Genomic DNA, 14,614 nt, shown 5'->3' on the forward strand with positions numbered 1-14,614 from the left:
TGCGGCGACCCCGACGAAGGTCGTAGAAGCCTGCCTGCCTACTGCACGCCGCGCCGTCGGACGCCATCCTTCGCGCAGGAGGCCCGTCCATGCATGTCCTGATCCTGACCGCCTGCCTTGCCGCCGACCCCTCGCTCTGCGCGGACCGGCTGCTGCCTGCGGTGCAATCCCCGGATGCCGCCGCCTGTGAAGCCCGGGCCGCGCAGGCAGCCGCCGCATGGCTGGTCGCCCATACGGACCTGTCGGGCCGGGACTGGCGCTGCGCTCCGCTGTCCGATGCCCCCGCCCTGGATCTGACCGAGGTCGCCCCCGGCGTCCATGTCCATCGCGGCGCCGAGGCGCCGCTTTCCCCCGGGAATCGCGGCTGGATCGCCAATCTCGGCGTGGTGCTGGGCCAGGACCGCGTGGCCGTCATAGACCCCGGCGGATCGCGCGAACAGGGCGAGGCGCTTTATGCCGCCATCCGCCGCCTGACCGACCTGCCGATCGGCCCCGTGGTCCTGACCCACATGCACCCCGACCACATCGCCGGCGCCGAGGTTTTCGCCGAGGCCGGCGCCGAGATCATCGCCGACGCCCGGCTGCCCGAGGCGCTGGAACTGCGCCGCGACACCTGGGCCGAAAGCATTCCTGCCCAGATCGGTGCCGCGGCATGGGCGGGCACCGTCATGATCGGGCCGACCCGCACCGTCGAAGGCCCCGAAACGCTGGATCTCGGCGGCCGCAGCCTGGAACTCGTGCCCGCGCCCCCTGCCCATACCGACACTGACCTGACCGTGCGCGACAGCGCCACCGGCGCGCTGTTCACGGGCGACCTCGTGTTCCGAGGGCTGACGCCGGTGGTGGACGGCTCGCTGAAGGGCTGGCTCGACTGGCTGGCGGGATCCCATGACGGCGTCCCGGTGATCCCGGGGCACGGACCGGTGGCGGGATCGTTCAAGGAAGCCGGTGCCGCGCAGGGCAGCTATCTGGCGGCGCTGCGCGACGCCGTGCGGCAGGCGCTGGACGCGGGCTTGGGGCTGTCCGAGGCTGTTCCCGCCGTGGGGCGGACCATGGCGCCGCTCGCGACCGGCTGGGCCGATTTCGAGGCGACGACCGCGCGCAATGCCGCCGCCGCCTATGCCGAGCTGGAGTGGGAGTGAGCCCTCCGGCCCCTTGCATGCGAACCAAACGCGCCCCTGCCGCGTTCGGGGCCACAGCCGCAGGGAGCGGATGATGGCGACAGGAAATATCGTCGATCCGCAGGAGGCCGCCGTCAGCGCGGGCTTGGTCTATGTCAGCGACACCGAACCGGGCATCACCCGCCGCCGCGCCGGCAAGGGCTTCAGCTACCGCGATGTCCAGGGCAGGACGGTGAAGGACAAGGAGGTGCTGGCCCGCATCCGCGCGCTGGCGATCCCGCCGGCCTATACCGACGTCTGGATCTGCGCCGACCCCGACGGACATATCCAGGCCACGGGCCGCGACGCGCGGGGGCGCAAGCAGTATCGCTACCACCCCCGCTTCCGCGAGGTCCGCGACAGCACGAAATACGAGCGGATGCTGGACTTCGCCGCGGCCCTTCCCGCCTTGCGCGCCCGCGTGGACGAGGACATGCGCCTCCGGGGGATGCCGCGCGAGAAGGTGCTGGCGACGGTCGTGCACCTGCTGGAAACGACGATGATCCGGGTCGGCAACGCGGATTATGCGAAACAGAACAAGTCGCACGGGTTGACCACCCTGAACGACCGGCACGTGAAGATCGAGGGCGCGCAGGTGCGCTTCCGCTTCAAGGGGAAAAGCGGCAAGGAATGGAACCTCGGCATCCGCGACCGCCGGGTGGCGCGGATCGTCAAGGCCAGCCAGGACCTGCCGGGCCAGCAGCTGTTCCAGTATCTCGACGACGCCGGCGAGCGGCGCACAGTCACCTCGGGCGACGTGAACGCTTACTTGCGCGAGATTTCCGGCACCGACATCACCGCCAAGGACTTCCGCACCTGGACCGGCACGGTGCTGGCGGCGCTGGCATTGGCCGAATACGAGAAGGCCGACAGCGCGGCCGCCGCCAAGCGCAACGTCCGCGAGGCGATCGAGCAGGTCTCGGCCCGCCTCGGCAACACCCCCACGATCTGCCGCAAGTGCTATGTCCACCCGCAGGTGATCGACAGCTACCTGTCCGATGATCTGGCGCTGGAAATCGGCGAGGAGATCGCCGAGGAACTGGACGGACCCGCCCTGCGCCCTGAGGAGCGGCGGGTGCTCGAGTTCCTGAAGCAAAGGCTCGCCGCATGAACCGCATCACCGCGACCCCCGCCGCGCTGGACCTGCTGGCCGAGATCGAGGCCGCGCATGGCCCCGTGATGTTCCACCTGTCGGGGGGCTGCTGCGACGGGACCGCGCCCATGGTCTACGCGCAGGGCGACTTCCGCATCGGATCCAACGACGTGCAGCTTGGCACCGTGGGCACCGCGCCCTTCTGGACCGGCAGCCTTCAGGCCGAGGCCTGGGCCGACACCGACCTGCTGGTGGACGCGGTGCCGGGGCGCGGGTCGGGATTCAGCCTCGACAACGCGATGGACCGCCATTTCGTCCTGCGCCCGCCCACTTGCGCCGCCTGAGCGGACGGGCCACATCGCGGGGCAAGCGAAAGGGGGCGACATGGCGCACAAGGTGTTCATCGACGGCGAGGCCGGGACCACGGGGCTGCAGATCCGCGACCGCCTGGCGCCCCGCACCGACATCGAGCTGGTCCAGCTCGACCCCGCCCGCCGCAAGGACCCCGAGGCCCGGCGCGAGGCGCTGGCAAGCGCCGAGATTGCTATCCTCTGCCTGCCCGATGCCGCCGCCAGGGAAGCGGTCGCGCTGGCCGAGGGGCTGGAGGTGCGCTTCATCGACGCCTCGACCGCGCATCGCGTGGCGGATGGCTGGGCCTTCGGCTTTCCCGAACTGGCCCCCGGCGCGCGCGAGGCCATCGCCGGTTCCGCCCGGGTATCGAACCCCGGCTGCTATTCCACCGGCGCCATCGCGCTCGCCGCGCCTCTCGTTGCGGCGGGGCTGGTTGCCCCCGACGAGATCGCCTCGATCAACGCGGTGTCCGGCTATACCGGCGGTGGCAAGGAACTGATCGCCGAGATGGAGGCCGACGGCGCCCCGGCACATTTCGTCTATGCGCTGGGCCAGGGCCACAAGCACCTGCCAGAGATCATCAAGCATTCGAAGCTGACCCGCCGCCCGGTCTTCGCGCCCTCCGTGGGCCAGTTCGCCCAGGGCATGGTCGTGCAGATCCCCTTGCAGTTTCAGGGCCGCAAGCTGGCCGACCTCCGCGAGGCGCTGGCCCGCCACTATGAGGGTTCGCGCTTCGTCAAGGTGGTCGATCCCGTCGCCCGCGTGGTCCCGACCGTGCTGAACGACACCAACGAGATGCACCTGTCGGTCCATGGCAGCGACGAGAACGGCTGCGCGGTGCTGGTGGCCGTGCTGGACAACCTCGGCAAGGGCGCCTCGGGCGCGGCGGTGCAGAACCTCAACCTGATGATCGGTGCGGACGAGGCGGCGGGGCTCTAGGTCCCGCCGCGGCCGGTCCCCGATCCCGAAGACGGAAAGGGGATTGGCCATGAGCAGGACAGTCAAGGCTCCGGCGTGATGCTGCTTAGCCCCCGAGGGACTGAGCGGGCCGGGACACTGCGTCCTTGAAAGCTCGGCCACGCGCCGGCCTGTCGTACGGAGTGCGGGCCAGGGTATCGTGTGCGGCTGACCTTTGGCCAGCGCCCGGGGGCGAGGCCGTGAAGACGGTTCCAGCCGTCAGTTCTCGAGCCCGAAGGCGGGATGATAGCGAACCCGGCCGTAGGCAGGCTGGGCGAAGGGCAGTGCCAGAACATAGCCGGCCGGGATGCCGGGGACCACGATCCGCGGATCGGCAGCGAAGCCGAAGCGCCCGTAATATGCCGGATCTCCGACCAGCACCGCGCCTTGCGCCCCCTCAGCCCGCAGGCGCGCCAACGCCGCCTTCATCAGCGCCGAAGCGACGCCCTGCGACTGCCGGTCGGGCCTGACCGCGACCGGGCCAATGCCGGACCAGCCGGGCGCCTCTCCGATGCGGACGGGCGAGGCGGCGAGATGGCCTGCGATGCCGTCATCTCCCTCTGCCAGCAGTGACAGGGTGAGGGCACCCGCTGCGCGCAGATCGTCCACGATCTGCGCCTCGGTCCCGCTGGAATGGGCCGCGTCCCGGAAGGCCTCTGTGATCAGCCTGCGGATCGCCTCTGCATCCTCGAGCGTCTCGTCACGAAGCGTCAGGCCCGGAACGGGCACGGCTGCTCAGTCCGCCTTGATCTGGCGCGCTTCGCCGACCAGCATGATCGGAATGCCGGCACGGATCGGGAAGGCCAGCCCCGCCCGACGCGAGACCAACTCCTGCCGGGCCGCGTCATAATCCAGCGCACCATGCGTGACCGGGCAGACCAGCGCTTCCAGCATGTGCCGGTCGAAGGCGGGGGCGGGGGCTTGAGTTGTCAATGCAGCATCTCCTCGTCGTCGCCGCCGCCATGCAGGGCATATTCCAGCAGCCCGTCCAGCATCTCGCGCCGGGCGGGCAGGTCCACGGCCTCTAGCAGGGCCTGCTTTTCCTCGACGCCCAGGGGCAGCAGCATGGACAGGCTGTTGACCAGCAACTCGTCGTCGGCCTCCTCGGCGGCGTTCCAGTCGGTCGAAAGCTCGCGTTCGGCCATGTAGCGGCGCAGCCGCTCGATAAAGGCCGGGCGGTCGAACTCCTGGTCTGGCGGGACCGAGGGGGCGCGGTCGGCCCGGAAGGGCGTCCAGTCCACCCGGCCGCGCAAATAGGGGGTGAAGCCCTCGATCGCCTCGACCAGCCGGAAGCGCGAGATCGCCCGAAGCGAGATCATCAGCCGCCCGTCGTCCATTTCCGAGAACATCGTGACGCGGCCGGCCGTGCCCACGGCGGCCAAGCCGTCGCCGACAGGCTGGATCATGCCGATCAGCCGGTGGCCGGATTTCAGCGCATCCTCCAGCATCTGCAGGTAGCGCGGCTCGAAGATGTGCAGCGGCAGGCGCGTGCGCGGCAGCAGCACCGCGCCCGGCAGGGGAAACAGCGGGATCGTGTCGGGCAGGGCGCCGCGCGGGGTCACGCGAAGATCAGCGACGACAGCCGCCGGCGCCCCTTCTGCACCAGCGGATCGGTGGGCTTGAGCGAATCGAAGATCGTCAGCAGCTGCGCCTTGGCCGCGCCCTCGTTCCAGTCGCGGTCGCGGCGGAAGGATTCGAGCAGCTGGTCGATCGCCTCCTCGACTCGGCCGGCCGCGTGCAGGGCGGTGGCATAGTCGAAGCGCGCCTGGTGATCGGCGGGATCGGCGCTGACCCGCGATTCCAGGTCTGCCAGTGGCCCAGCCTTCTCGGCCTGCCGCGCCAGCGCGAGCTGCGCGCGGGCAGACTCGACCGGGGCGGCATTGGTGGCGGCAGGAGGCACCTGCCCCAGCGCTTCCTCGGCGGATGCGACATCGCCCGCGGCCAGATGCGCGCGGACCAGCCCGCCCCAGGCTTCGGCGTTCTCGGGTTCTTCGCCCAGGATCGCGGCGAAGGTTTCGGCCGCGTCCAGCGCCGCGCCTTCGGCCAGCATCGCCTCGGCGGCTTCCAGCGCCGCGCCAAGGCCGCCGTCATCGCCCCCCAGCGCCACCAGCTTTTCCACGAACTGCTTGATCTGGCTTTGGGGGATCGCGCCCTGGAATGCATCGACAGGGCGGCCCTGGAAGAAGGCATAAACGGTCGGGATCGACTGCACGCGCAACTGGCCCGCGATCATCTGGTTCTCGTCCACGTTGACCTTTGCCATGCGGACGCGGCCCTTGTGGCGGGCGACCTCGGCTTCCAGTTGCGGGCCCAGCGTCTTGCAGGGGCCGCACCAGGGCGCCCAGAAATCGACGATCACCGGCACCTGCATGGATGCGTCCACGACCTCGGCCATGAAGACCGCCTCCGTCACGTCCTTGATGAAATCGGCGGTGTTCGGCGCTGTCTCGCCCGAGCCTTGCAGCAGCATCGTCCTGATCCCCGGCTGTTTCCTTGCTTGGCCGCAATATGGGCGCTGCGGCGGGGGACCGGAAGGGGCCTTGCTTACACCCTCAGGTCGAAGCAGGCGAAGACGGGAACGTGGTCGCTGGGCTGCTCCCACCCGCGGACGGGGCGCAGGATGCGGCTGGCGTGACCCGCCTGAGCGATGTCGGACGTGGCCCAGATGTGGTCCAGCCTGCGGCCCTTGTCGGCGGCGTCCCAGTCGCGGGCGCGATAGCTCCACCAGGAATAAAGCTTGCCTTCGGGGATGTCCTTGCGGGTGACGTCCACCCAGGCGCCCGCATCCTGGGCCTGCGCCAGATGCTCGATCTCGATGGGCGTGTGGCTGACGATCTTCTGCATCGCCTTGTGCGACCAGACATCATCCTCCAGCGGCGCGATGTTGAGATCGCCCACGAGGATGGACCGCTCGGGCCGGTCCGCGTGGAAGCTGTCGCGCATGTCGGTCAGGTAGTCGAGCTTCTGGCCGAACTTGACGTTGACCTCGCGGTCCGGAACGTCGCCCCCTGCGGGCACATAGACGTTGTGGATGGTGACGCCGTTTTCCAGCCGCGCCGCGACATGGCGGGCGTGGCCAAGTCCCGCATGGTCGCGGTCGCCCGCATCGGTGATCGGCAGGCGCGACATGATGGCGACGCCATTGTAGCCGCGCTGGCCCCGCGCCACGATCCAGCGGTAGCCGAGATCGTGGAACAGCTCGAAGGGCATCTTCTCGACCGGCGACTTGCATTCCTGCAGGCACAGGATGTCCGGGGCTTCCTCGCCCAGCAGACGGGTGACCAGACCGGCCCGCAGGCGGACCGAGTTGATGTTCCAGGTGGCAATGGTGAACATGGGCGCGACTTAACGCGCAGCGCGGGAAAGGGAAAGCCGATGAACCAGCTTGTGGACGGGGTCTGGACCAAGGGCAGCATCGGGGCGTCGAAGAAGGACGGCGCGTACAAGCGCCAGAACGCGGGCTTCCGCAACTGGATCACGCCGGACGGCGCGGCCGGACCCTCGGGGCAGGGGGGCTTTGCCGCCGAAAGCGGGCGCTATCACCTTTACGTCTCCTACGCCTGCCCCTGGGCGCACCGGACACTGATCTTCCGCGAACTCAAGGGCCTGGCGCCGCATATCGACGTCTCGGTGGTCCATCCGGTGATGGGGGACGAGGGCTGGACCTTTTCCACCAGTTTCGACGGCGCCACGGGTGATACGCTGTTCGAAGCGGACTACCTGCGCGAAATCTACCTGCGCGCCGATCCGAAGATGACCGGCAAGGTCACGGTGCCGGTCCTGTGGGACAAGCAGCAGAACACCATCGCCTCGAACGAATCGAGCGAGATCATCCGCATGTTCGACAGCGCCTTCGACGCGCTGACCGGCAGCGATACCCATTTCTGGCCCGATGACCTGCGCGACGCCATCGAGGCGGTGAACGAGCGCGTTTATCCCCACTTCAACAATGGGGTCTATCGCGCGGGCTTCGCCGCCCGGCAGGAAGCCTATGACGAGGCGGTGGGCCCCGTCTTCGAGACAATGGAATGGGCCGACGACCTCCTGTCCCGCAACCGCTACCTGACCGGAGACCAGCTGACCGAGGCCGACTGGCGGATGTTCACCAGCGCCGTGCGCTTCGACACGGTCTATCACACGCATTTCAAATGCAACCGTCAGTGGCTGCGCGATTATCCGAATCTCTGGGCCTGGACGCGCGAGCTTTACCAGATGCCGGGCATCGCGCCCACGGTGCGGCAGGACCACATCACCCACCATTACTATCGCAGCCATCCCGACCTGAACCCGCACGGACTGATCCCGATCAACCCGGTGATCGCCTGGGACGAGCCGCACGGCCGCGGTTGAAACCCGGCAAGAAAAAACCCCGGCGAAAACGCCGGGGCCAGTGAGACAGGGAGGGAGGAATGTGGCCGCGTCCCCGACCACTGGGCTTCGTCCTGTTCAACCCGCGGCTGCGCGGCGGGTTCCCGGCGCCGGTTGAAATAATTACGCCACCAGCCGGTAGCCGCCGCTTTCCGTCACCAGCAGCCGCGCGTTGGAAGGATCGGGCTCGATCTTCTGGCGCAGGCGGTAGATGTGGGTTTCCAGCGTGTGGGTGGTGACGCCCGCGTTGTAGCCCCAGACCTCGTGCAGCAGCACGTCGCGCGGCACCACCCCGTCCTGCGCGCGATACAGGAACTTGAGGATGTTGGTTTCCTTCTCGGTCAGGCGGATCTTCCGGTCCTTGCCGTCGATCAGCATCTTCATCGAGGGCTTGAAGGTGTAGGGCCCAAGTTGGAAGATCGCGTCCTCGGACTGCTCGTGCGTGCGAAGCTGGGCGCGCAGGCGGGCCAGAAGAACGGGGAACTTGAAGGGCTTGGTGATGTAGTCGTTGGCCCCGGAATCCAGCCCCAGGATCGTGTCGGCGTCCGTGTCATGGCCGGTCAGCATGACGATGGGGCATTTCACGCCCTGCTTGCGCATCCGCTTGCAGAGTTCGCGCCCGTCGGTGTCGGGCAGACCCACGTCCAGCACCACCAGGTCGAAGATGGCGCCCTTGGTCTTCTCGATCGCCTCGGCCCCGCTGCCGGCCTCGAAGACGTCGAAATCCTCGGTGGCGACCAGCTGCTCGGCCAGCGCCTCGCGCAGGTCTTCCTCATCGTCGACAAGCAGGATCTTCTTCAGTCCGGCCATGGGAACCTCCTTCGGTTGACGTTTGCGCGAAGATGGCCCTGCGGGCACCCACGTCCAGCGGGTTGCAATGTTTCTCACAAGCAGTTGTGGCCCGGCGCCCTTATGTTACGGAATGTTTCAGGATTTATGGCCCGATGACCCTGCTGCCCACCCTGACCGAGACGATCAGCCGCGCCCGCACCGACCTGCGGGTGGGGCTGCCGGTCGTGATTGACGGCCATCTGGCGGCGGCGGTGGAAACGCTGGCACCCGCCCGGCTGGCGGCGCTGCGGGGCTTCGGCAAGCCCGTGCTTGCGCTGACCGACCGCCGGGCCGAGACGCTGAAGGCGCGCGCCTATGACGGCGATCTCGCCCGCGTCGAGGTGCCGGGGGATGCTGACCTCACCTGGCTGCGGGCCGTGGCCGACCCCTCGGACGACCTGCGGGTGCCGATGAAGGGGCCGCTGTTCACCCGGCGCGAAGGGGATGCGAGCGCCCATCGTGCGGCGCTGGCACTTGCCAAGTCGGCCGAGCTTCTGCCCGCGGTGCTGATGGTGCCCGTGACCGCGCCGCCCCCCGGCCTGACGATCCTGCCCGCCGGTCCCGTACTGGCGCAGCTGGCGGCCGAAACGGCGCTGGCTCCGGTTGCCGCCGCGCGCCTGCCCATCGCGGCGGCCGAGCACACGCGCCTGCACATCCTGCGTGCCGAGGACGGCGGGTCCGAGCATTACGCGGTCGAGATCGGCGATCCGTCCCGTGACGCCCCCGTGCTGGCGCGGCTGCATTCGGCCTGCTTCACCGGCGACGTGCTGGGCAGCCTCAAGTGCGACTGCGGGCCACAGTTGCACGCGGCCTTGGCGGCCATGGGGACGGCAGGCGCGGGCGTGCTGCTGTATCTGAACCAGGAGGGGCGGGGCATCGGGCTGGCCAACAAGATGCGCGCCTATGATCTGCAATCCCAAGGCTTCGACACGGTGCAGGCCAATCACCGGCTGGGCTTCGAGGATGACGAACGCGACTTCCGCCTGGGCGCGGCGATGCTGCGGCGGTTAGGCTTTTCGTCAGTGCGGCTGATGACGAACAACCCGCGCAAGGTGGCGATGATGGAAGGCCACGGCATCCGCGTGGTCGAGCGCGTGCCCCTGCAGGTCGGCCGCAACCGCTGGAACGACGCCTACCTGACCGTCAAGCGCGACAAGTCGGGGCACCTGCTGTGATCCCCCGCCCCGGGGACATGCTGCTGACGCCTGCCGGTCTGCGCTTTGCGGGCCGGCTGATTCCCTGCAGTATCGGCCGGGGCGGCGTCTCGGCTGCCAAGCGCGAGGGCGACGGTGCCACCCCGGCCGGCATCCACCGGATCGTCGGGCTGCTCTACCGTCCCGACCGCATCGTGCGGCCCGCGCCTTGGGCGGAAGCGATCGGACCACGCCACCTCTGGTGCGACGAAAGCGGCCATCCGGCCTATAACCACTGGGTGCAGGCGCCCTTTGCCGCCAGCCATGAACGCCTGCGGCGGGCCGATCCGCTGTATGATCTGGTGCTGGTCACCGACTGGAACTGGCCCGAGGCGAAGGCGGGACAGGGCTCGGCCATCTTTCTGCACCAATGGCGCAGGCCCCGCTATCCGACGGCGGGCTGCATCGCCTTCGCCCGCCGCGACCTGATCCGCCTGGCCGCCGAGGCCGCGCCGGGGACCAGGCTGGTCGTGCCGGCAACGCTGTCCGGCCGCCTTGGCCACCGCGGGGCCGTCGCCCAGACGGCATGAGGCTTTCCGCCGCCCGATCCGCGCTTATGCTCTCCCCATGACAGAGCCGATCCAGACCTTTCCACGTCCGTCCGTTCCGCGCGCCTTCATGGGCGTCATCCTGGCCTGTGTGGCTGTCCAGCTGCTGATGCTGGTGCCCGCCTGGGACGAATGGGGGATGCTGCACGGCGCCCTGTGGCCGCAGCTGTTCCAGAATGTCCGGCCGATGTTCCCCGGCCAGCAGGTGACGATGTTCCTGACCTACGGCTTCCTGCACGGGGGGCTGCTGCACCTGGGGATGAACATGCTGGCGCTTTACGTGCTGGCCCGCTCGCTGTCGCTGGCGATGTCCGGGGCGGCCATGGTGGCGCTGTATGTCGTGGCACAGGTCGCGGCAGGGGCGGTGCAACTGTGGCTCTCTGACAGCCCCCTGCCGGTGGTGGGGGCCTCGGGCGCGATCTTCGGACTGGCGGGGGCCGAGATCGCCATCGCCGCCCGTATCCAGCTGGGCAAGGGCGGCAGCCTGCGCCCGCTCATGGGCCCGGTCCTGCAGTTCGTCCTGCTGAACGTCCTGCTGACGCTGGCCGTGCCGAACATCGCCTGGCAGGCCCATCTGGGCGGGGCCGTGGCCGGGCTTGCCATGGGCCTGCTTTACCGGCCCCACCAGCGCTGATTCAGGCCTGCGGCGGAGGTTCGTCGCCGGAGGCTGCGGGCGAATCCTTCCCTTGCGGGAGGGCGTCTGTCCCCGGCGTTTCCTCGGCGGGCGCTTGTGCCTCGGCGCCGGGCTGCGGAACGATCTCTTCGCCCCGCGTTTCCCCCGAGGGCTCCTGCGGTAAAGCCTCGGATTCCGGCTCGCTGTCGGGCGCGCCGCTCAGACGCCGCATCGCGGGGCGCAGAGCCTCGGCCGAAATGTGGACCAGGGCCGCAGCTTCAAGTTCCGGCTCGCGTGACAGGTGCTCGGCCAGCAGCCGGTGCGCGAGCCCGTAGCCCGCCCATTTCCGGATGTTGCCCTTCCCCTCGAACCACAGCCCGCGGTCGAGGTCACGCCAGGCCCATTCCGTCATCGCCCGCTTCGCCAGCCCCGAGGGCGGCGTGGCCGCGTCCCAGGGGTCGGGCACGCCGCCCAGAACCTGCACGACGAAATGTCCGGCCAGCCCCTCGCTGACCAGCACCTCGCCCAGGGATCGGCCATAGCCTGGCCCGTCCCAGCGGGCGACGTGGTGCAGTTCGCGCAGCATCCGTCGCACCGTCAGTTCATGTGCAAAACGTGCGGGCGACAGGGTCAGCTCGACGACGCCGGGCGCAGGCGCGGCACCCATCACGCCCCAGTCGGAGCCGCCGTCGCCCGCCCGCACCACCACGTCGAAGTCGGGCAGGTCCAGGTGGTCCGCGACCCGCGCCACCGCCTCGGCGATGGCCGCGCGGACCTCGGGCATGATGCCGGTCAGCGCGTGGCGGGCGTTCAGGAAATGAACCTGCCAGTAGGGCATGGCGCGCCGGCTCCCGCGGTCAGACCTCGGGCACCAGGACCTCGCGCTTGCCGACGTGGTTCGCCGGGCTCACGACGCCCTGCTCCTCCATCTGCTCGACCAGCCGTGCGGCCTTGTTGTAGCCGATCGCCAGCTTGCGCTGGATGTAGCTGGTGGAACACTTGCGGTCCTTGGCCACGATCGCCACCGCCTGGTCATAGAGCGCATCGTCCGAGCCGTCCGAGGCCAGGATCGCGTCGATCTCGGCGTCGCGCTCGTCCTCGGGGCTTTCGACCACGTTGGACACATATTGCGGCGGTCCGAAGGACTTGAGGTGGTTGACGACCTCCTCGACCTCCTCATCCGAGACGAAAGGCCCGTGGACGCGGGTGATGCGCGAGCCTCCGGCCATGTAGAGCATGTCGCCCATGCCCAGAAGCTGCTCGGCCCCCTGCTCGCCCAGGATGGTGCGCGAGTCGATCTTGGAGGTGACCTGGAAGGAGATCCGGGTCGGGAAGTTCGCCTTGATCGTGCCCGTGATCACATCGACCGAGGGGCGCTGCGTCGCCATGACGATGTGGATGCCCGAGGCCCGTGCCATCTGGGCGAGGCGCTGGATGCAGGCCTCGATCTCTTTCCCCGCGACCATCATCAGGTCGGCCATCTCGTCCACGATGACGACGATATAGGGGAAGGTTTCGGGCTGGAACTCCTCGGTCTCGAAGACGGGCTCGCCGGTTTCCTCGTCGAAGCCGGTCTGCATGGTGCGGCGGAACAGTTCGCCTCGCGACAGCGCCTCGCGCACGCGGCTGTTGTAGCCCTCGATATTGCGGACGCCCATCTTGGACATCTTGCGATAGCGTTCCTCCATCTCGGAGACGACCCACTTGAGGGCCACGACGGCCTTCTTGGGGTCGGTCACGACGGGGGACAGCAGATGCGGGATGCCGTCATAGACCGACAGTTCCAGCATCTTGGGGTCGATCATGATCAGCCGGCATTCCTCGGGCGTCAGCTTGTAGAGAAGCGACAGGATCATCGTGTTGATGGCGACGGACTTCCCCGAGCCGGTGGTCCCCGCGATCAGCAGGTGCGGCATCTTGGCGAGGTTCGCCACGACGGGCTCGCCGCCAATGTCCTTGCCGAGCGCCAGCGGCAGCGGCACCGAGCTGTCGCCGAAGGCGCTGGCTGACAGGATCTCGCGCAGCACGACCTTTTCGCGGCGCTGGTTCGGAAGCTCGATCCCGATCACGGTGCGGCCGGGCACGGTCGAGACGCGGGCCGACAGCGCCGACATCGACCGGGCGATGTCGTCGGCAAGCCCGATCACGCGGCTGGCCTTCAGCCCCGGCGCGGGTTCCAGTTCGTACAGCGTGACCACCGGGCCGGGGTGGACGGCCGTGATCTGACCCTTGACGCCGTAGTCGTCCAGCACGGCCTCCAGCATCCGGGCGTTCTCGGCCAGGGCCTCGGGGCTTGCCGTGTGGCGCTCGACCGTGCCGGGGGCCGCCAGCAGCGACAGAGGCGGACGTTCATAGGCGACGGCGGCACTGTCATAGGACAGGCCCGGCTGCGCCTCGGCCATCGCCTGGCGCGAGGGCGCAAGGGGCCGCGCGGGCGGCATCACCACGCGCGAGGTGTCCGTGGGCGGCGCCGGAGGCACCGGCGGGACGGATTGCGCGCGCCCCGTCAACCGGGCGGTGACGGCGGAAAGGACCGAGCGGCCATCAGGCTCGGGCGTGGCTTCGGGTTCGTGATGGTGGCGGATCGCCTCGGTGATCCGCTCGCGCACGACCTGCGCGTCGGGGGCGGGGGCCGCCTCGTCATACTGGGGGGCGGGTTCGACCAGCTCGGGGGGCAGAGCCGCGTCCTCGGCCGGGGGCAGGGGGGCCGCGCGGCGCAGGCGCGAGAACATGGCCTGCTCGGAGGCCTGCGCCTCGGGCTCGGCTTCGGAAGGGGCCTCCTCTCCAGCCATGCGGCGGCGGCGTGCCTCGGCGCGGCGGCGGACTTCGCGCGCGGCGGCGACCGAAGCAGAGGCCCCGTGTCCCACCGCCGTCATGGCAAGGTCATAAGCGGTGGCCAGACCCGTGGCGAGGAAGCGGCCGATCCCCATCAGCTCGCGCCGGTCGAAGCCCAGCACGAAGGCCGCCATCGCCACTGCCCCTGCGGCGGTCAGCAGCGCCAGGATCTTCAGGCCCACAGCGGCGCTGAAGGGCAGGATGCCGATCATCCCCCCCATCAGCATGTCGCCCAGGTGCCCGCCCAGCCCGAAGCTCTGCGTCCAGCCGGGTGGCGGCACCATGGACGAGGCATGCAGCGAGGCCACGACCATGGCGATGGGCGTGAAGACGCCGCGCAAGAGCCGGTCCTCGCCCCGGTGCAGCATCAGCCGCAGGCCCCAGACGATCCCCGAGACGGCCAGCATCCAGCTGCCGTGCCCCACGATCATGAACAGCGCCGAGGCGATATAGGCCCCGACCCGCCCCAGCAGGTTCTGCGCCGGCTGGTCGGTCGCGGTGCCCACGCCCGGATCGTCAGGGTTGAAGGAAAACAGCATGGTGGCGACCAGCACGCCCGCGACGATCAGGCCTGCGCCGACCAGTTCCTTGACCCGTCGTTCCAGCGCCACCTGCGTGGTCTGGTCGAACAGCGGATCGCGGTGTTTCGCCTGCCAGCTGGCCAT

Annotated in this window: 16 protein-coding genes; 8 read left to right on the plus strand and 8 right to left on the minus strand. The window is 69.3% G+C overall.

The features are described 5' to 3' along the window. Positions 1-89 precede the first annotated feature (89 nt). From ACFFII_RS09155 to argC, 4 genes are all read left to right on the plus strand, one after another. Entirely contained in the window at positions 90-1,142 is a 1,053-nt protein-coding gene (locus ACFFII_RS09155) for a quinoprotein relay system zinc metallohydrolase 2 (protein WP_377698583.1), read from the plus strand. A 73-nt stretch (positions 1,143-1,215) separates the two neighbouring features. Beyond that, positions 1,216-2,271, plus strand: a complete 1,056-nt coding sequence (locus ACFFII_RS09160) for a DNA topoisomerase IB (protein ID WP_377698584.1) — start codon at positions 1,216-1,218, stop codon at positions 2,269-2,271. Next, positions 2,268-2,597, plus strand: a complete 330-nt coding sequence (locus tag ACFFII_RS09165) for a DUF779 domain-containing protein (RefSeq protein ID WP_377698585.1) — start codon at positions 2,268-2,270, stop codon at positions 2,595-2,597. Before ACFFII_RS09160 ends, ACFFII_RS09165 begins: the two co-directional genes overlap by 4 nt. Before the next feature lie 40 nt (positions 2,598-2,637). After that, a complete protein-coding gene (gene argC, locus ACFFII_RS09170) occupies positions 2,638-3,543 on the plus strand; it encodes an N-acetyl-gamma-glutamyl-phosphate reductase (protein ID WP_377698586.1) in 906 nt (301 codons plus the stop codon). A 237-nt stretch (positions 3,544-3,780) separates the two neighbouring features. Here the strand turns inward: argC and ACFFII_RS09175 are convergent, their stop codons facing one another. The 5 genes from ACFFII_RS09175 to ACFFII_RS09195 form a co-directional block, all read right to left on the minus strand. Continuing rightward, entirely contained in the window at positions 3,781-4,290 is a 510-nt protein-coding gene (locus ACFFII_RS09175; protein ID WP_377698587.1) for a GNAT family N-acetyltransferase, read from the minus strand. Between the two features lie 6 nt (positions 4,291-4,296). Beyond that, entirely contained in the window at positions 4,297-4,455 is a 159-nt protein-coding gene (locus ACFFII_RS09180) for a Trm112 family protein (RefSeq protein ID WP_377698797.1), read from the minus strand. Positions 4,456-4,490: 35 nt separating this feature from the next. After that, positions 4,491-5,123 (minus strand): LON peptidase substrate-binding domain-containing protein, encoded by a 633-nt coding sequence (locus ACFFII_RS09185; protein WP_377698588.1) that lies wholly within the window; start codon positions 5,121-5,123, stop codon positions 4,491-4,493. Then, positions 5,120-6,031, minus strand: a complete 912-nt coding sequence (locus tag ACFFII_RS09190) for a tetratricopeptide repeat protein (RefSeq protein WP_377698589.1) — start codon at positions 6,029-6,031, stop codon at positions 5,120-5,122. Before ACFFII_RS09190 ends, ACFFII_RS09185 begins: the two co-directional genes overlap by 4 nt. Before the next feature lie 74 nt (positions 6,032-6,105). Continuing rightward, on the minus strand, positions 6,106-6,897 hold the full coding sequence (locus ACFFII_RS09195) for an exodeoxyribonuclease III (protein ID WP_377698590.1): 792 nt from the start codon (positions 6,895-6,897) through the stop codon (positions 6,106-6,108). 39 nt (positions 6,898-6,936) lie between these two features. Here ACFFII_RS09195 and ACFFII_RS09200 point away from each other — a divergent pair, with 39 nt between their 5' ends. Next, entirely contained in the window at positions 6,937-7,911 is a 975-nt protein-coding gene (locus ACFFII_RS09200; protein WP_377698591.1) for a glutathione S-transferase family protein, read from the plus strand. Between the two features lie 141 nt (positions 7,912-8,052). Here ACFFII_RS09200 and ACFFII_RS09205 read toward each other — a convergent pair whose 3' ends face one another. After that, positions 8,053-8,739 (minus strand): response regulator transcription factor, encoded by a 687-nt coding sequence (locus ACFFII_RS09205; RefSeq protein WP_095639686.1) that lies wholly within the window; start codon positions 8,737-8,739, stop codon positions 8,053-8,055. Positions 8,740-8,873: 134 nt separating this feature from the next. Here ACFFII_RS09205 and ribA point away from each other — a divergent pair, with 134 nt between their 5' ends. From ribA to ACFFII_RS09220, 3 genes are read left to right on the plus strand one after another with little or no spacing between them, the layout of a single operon-like run. After that, positions 8,874-9,935: a GTP cyclohydrolase II gene (gene ribA, locus ACFFII_RS09210; protein ID WP_377698592.1), complete on the plus strand. Its 1,062-nt coding sequence runs from the start codon at positions 8,874-8,876 to the stop codon at positions 9,933-9,935. Between the two features lie 17 nt (positions 9,936-9,952). Continuing rightward, entirely contained in the window at positions 9,953-10,483 is a 531-nt protein-coding gene (locus tag ACFFII_RS09215; protein ID WP_377698799.1) for a L,D-transpeptidase family protein, read from the plus strand. A 37-nt stretch (positions 10,484-10,520) separates the two neighbouring features. Further along, positions 10,521-11,135 carry a rhomboid family intramembrane serine protease gene (locus ACFFII_RS09220; RefSeq protein WP_377698593.1) on the plus strand — a complete coding sequence of 205 codons (615 nt, stop codon included), beginning with the start codon at positions 10,521-10,523 and terminating at the stop codon, positions 11,133-11,135. A gap of 1 nt (position 11,136) precedes the next feature. Here ACFFII_RS09220 and ACFFII_RS09225 read toward each other — a convergent pair whose 3' ends face one another. Both ACFFII_RS09225 and ACFFII_RS09230 read right to left on the minus strand, forming a co-directional pair. Then, complete coding sequence (locus tag ACFFII_RS09225) at positions 11,137-11,952, minus strand: DUF2268 domain-containing putative Zn-dependent protease (protein WP_377698594.1); 816 nt, start codon at positions 11,950-11,952, stop codon at positions 11,137-11,139. A 19-nt stretch (positions 11,953-11,971) separates the two neighbouring features. Beyond that, the gene (locus tag ACFFII_RS09230) at positions 11,972-14,614 is read right to left on the minus strand and encodes a DNA translocase FtsK (RefSeq protein ID WP_377698595.1); all 2,643 of its coding nucleotides are present in this window, start codon (positions 14,612-14,614) and stop codon (positions 11,972-11,974) included.

This window comes from Paracoccus niistensis (assembly GCF_042432925.1).
GTDB classification, from domain to species: domain Bacteria; phylum Pseudomonadota; class Alphaproteobacteria; order Rhodobacterales; family Rhodobacteraceae; genus Paracoccus; species Paracoccus niistensis.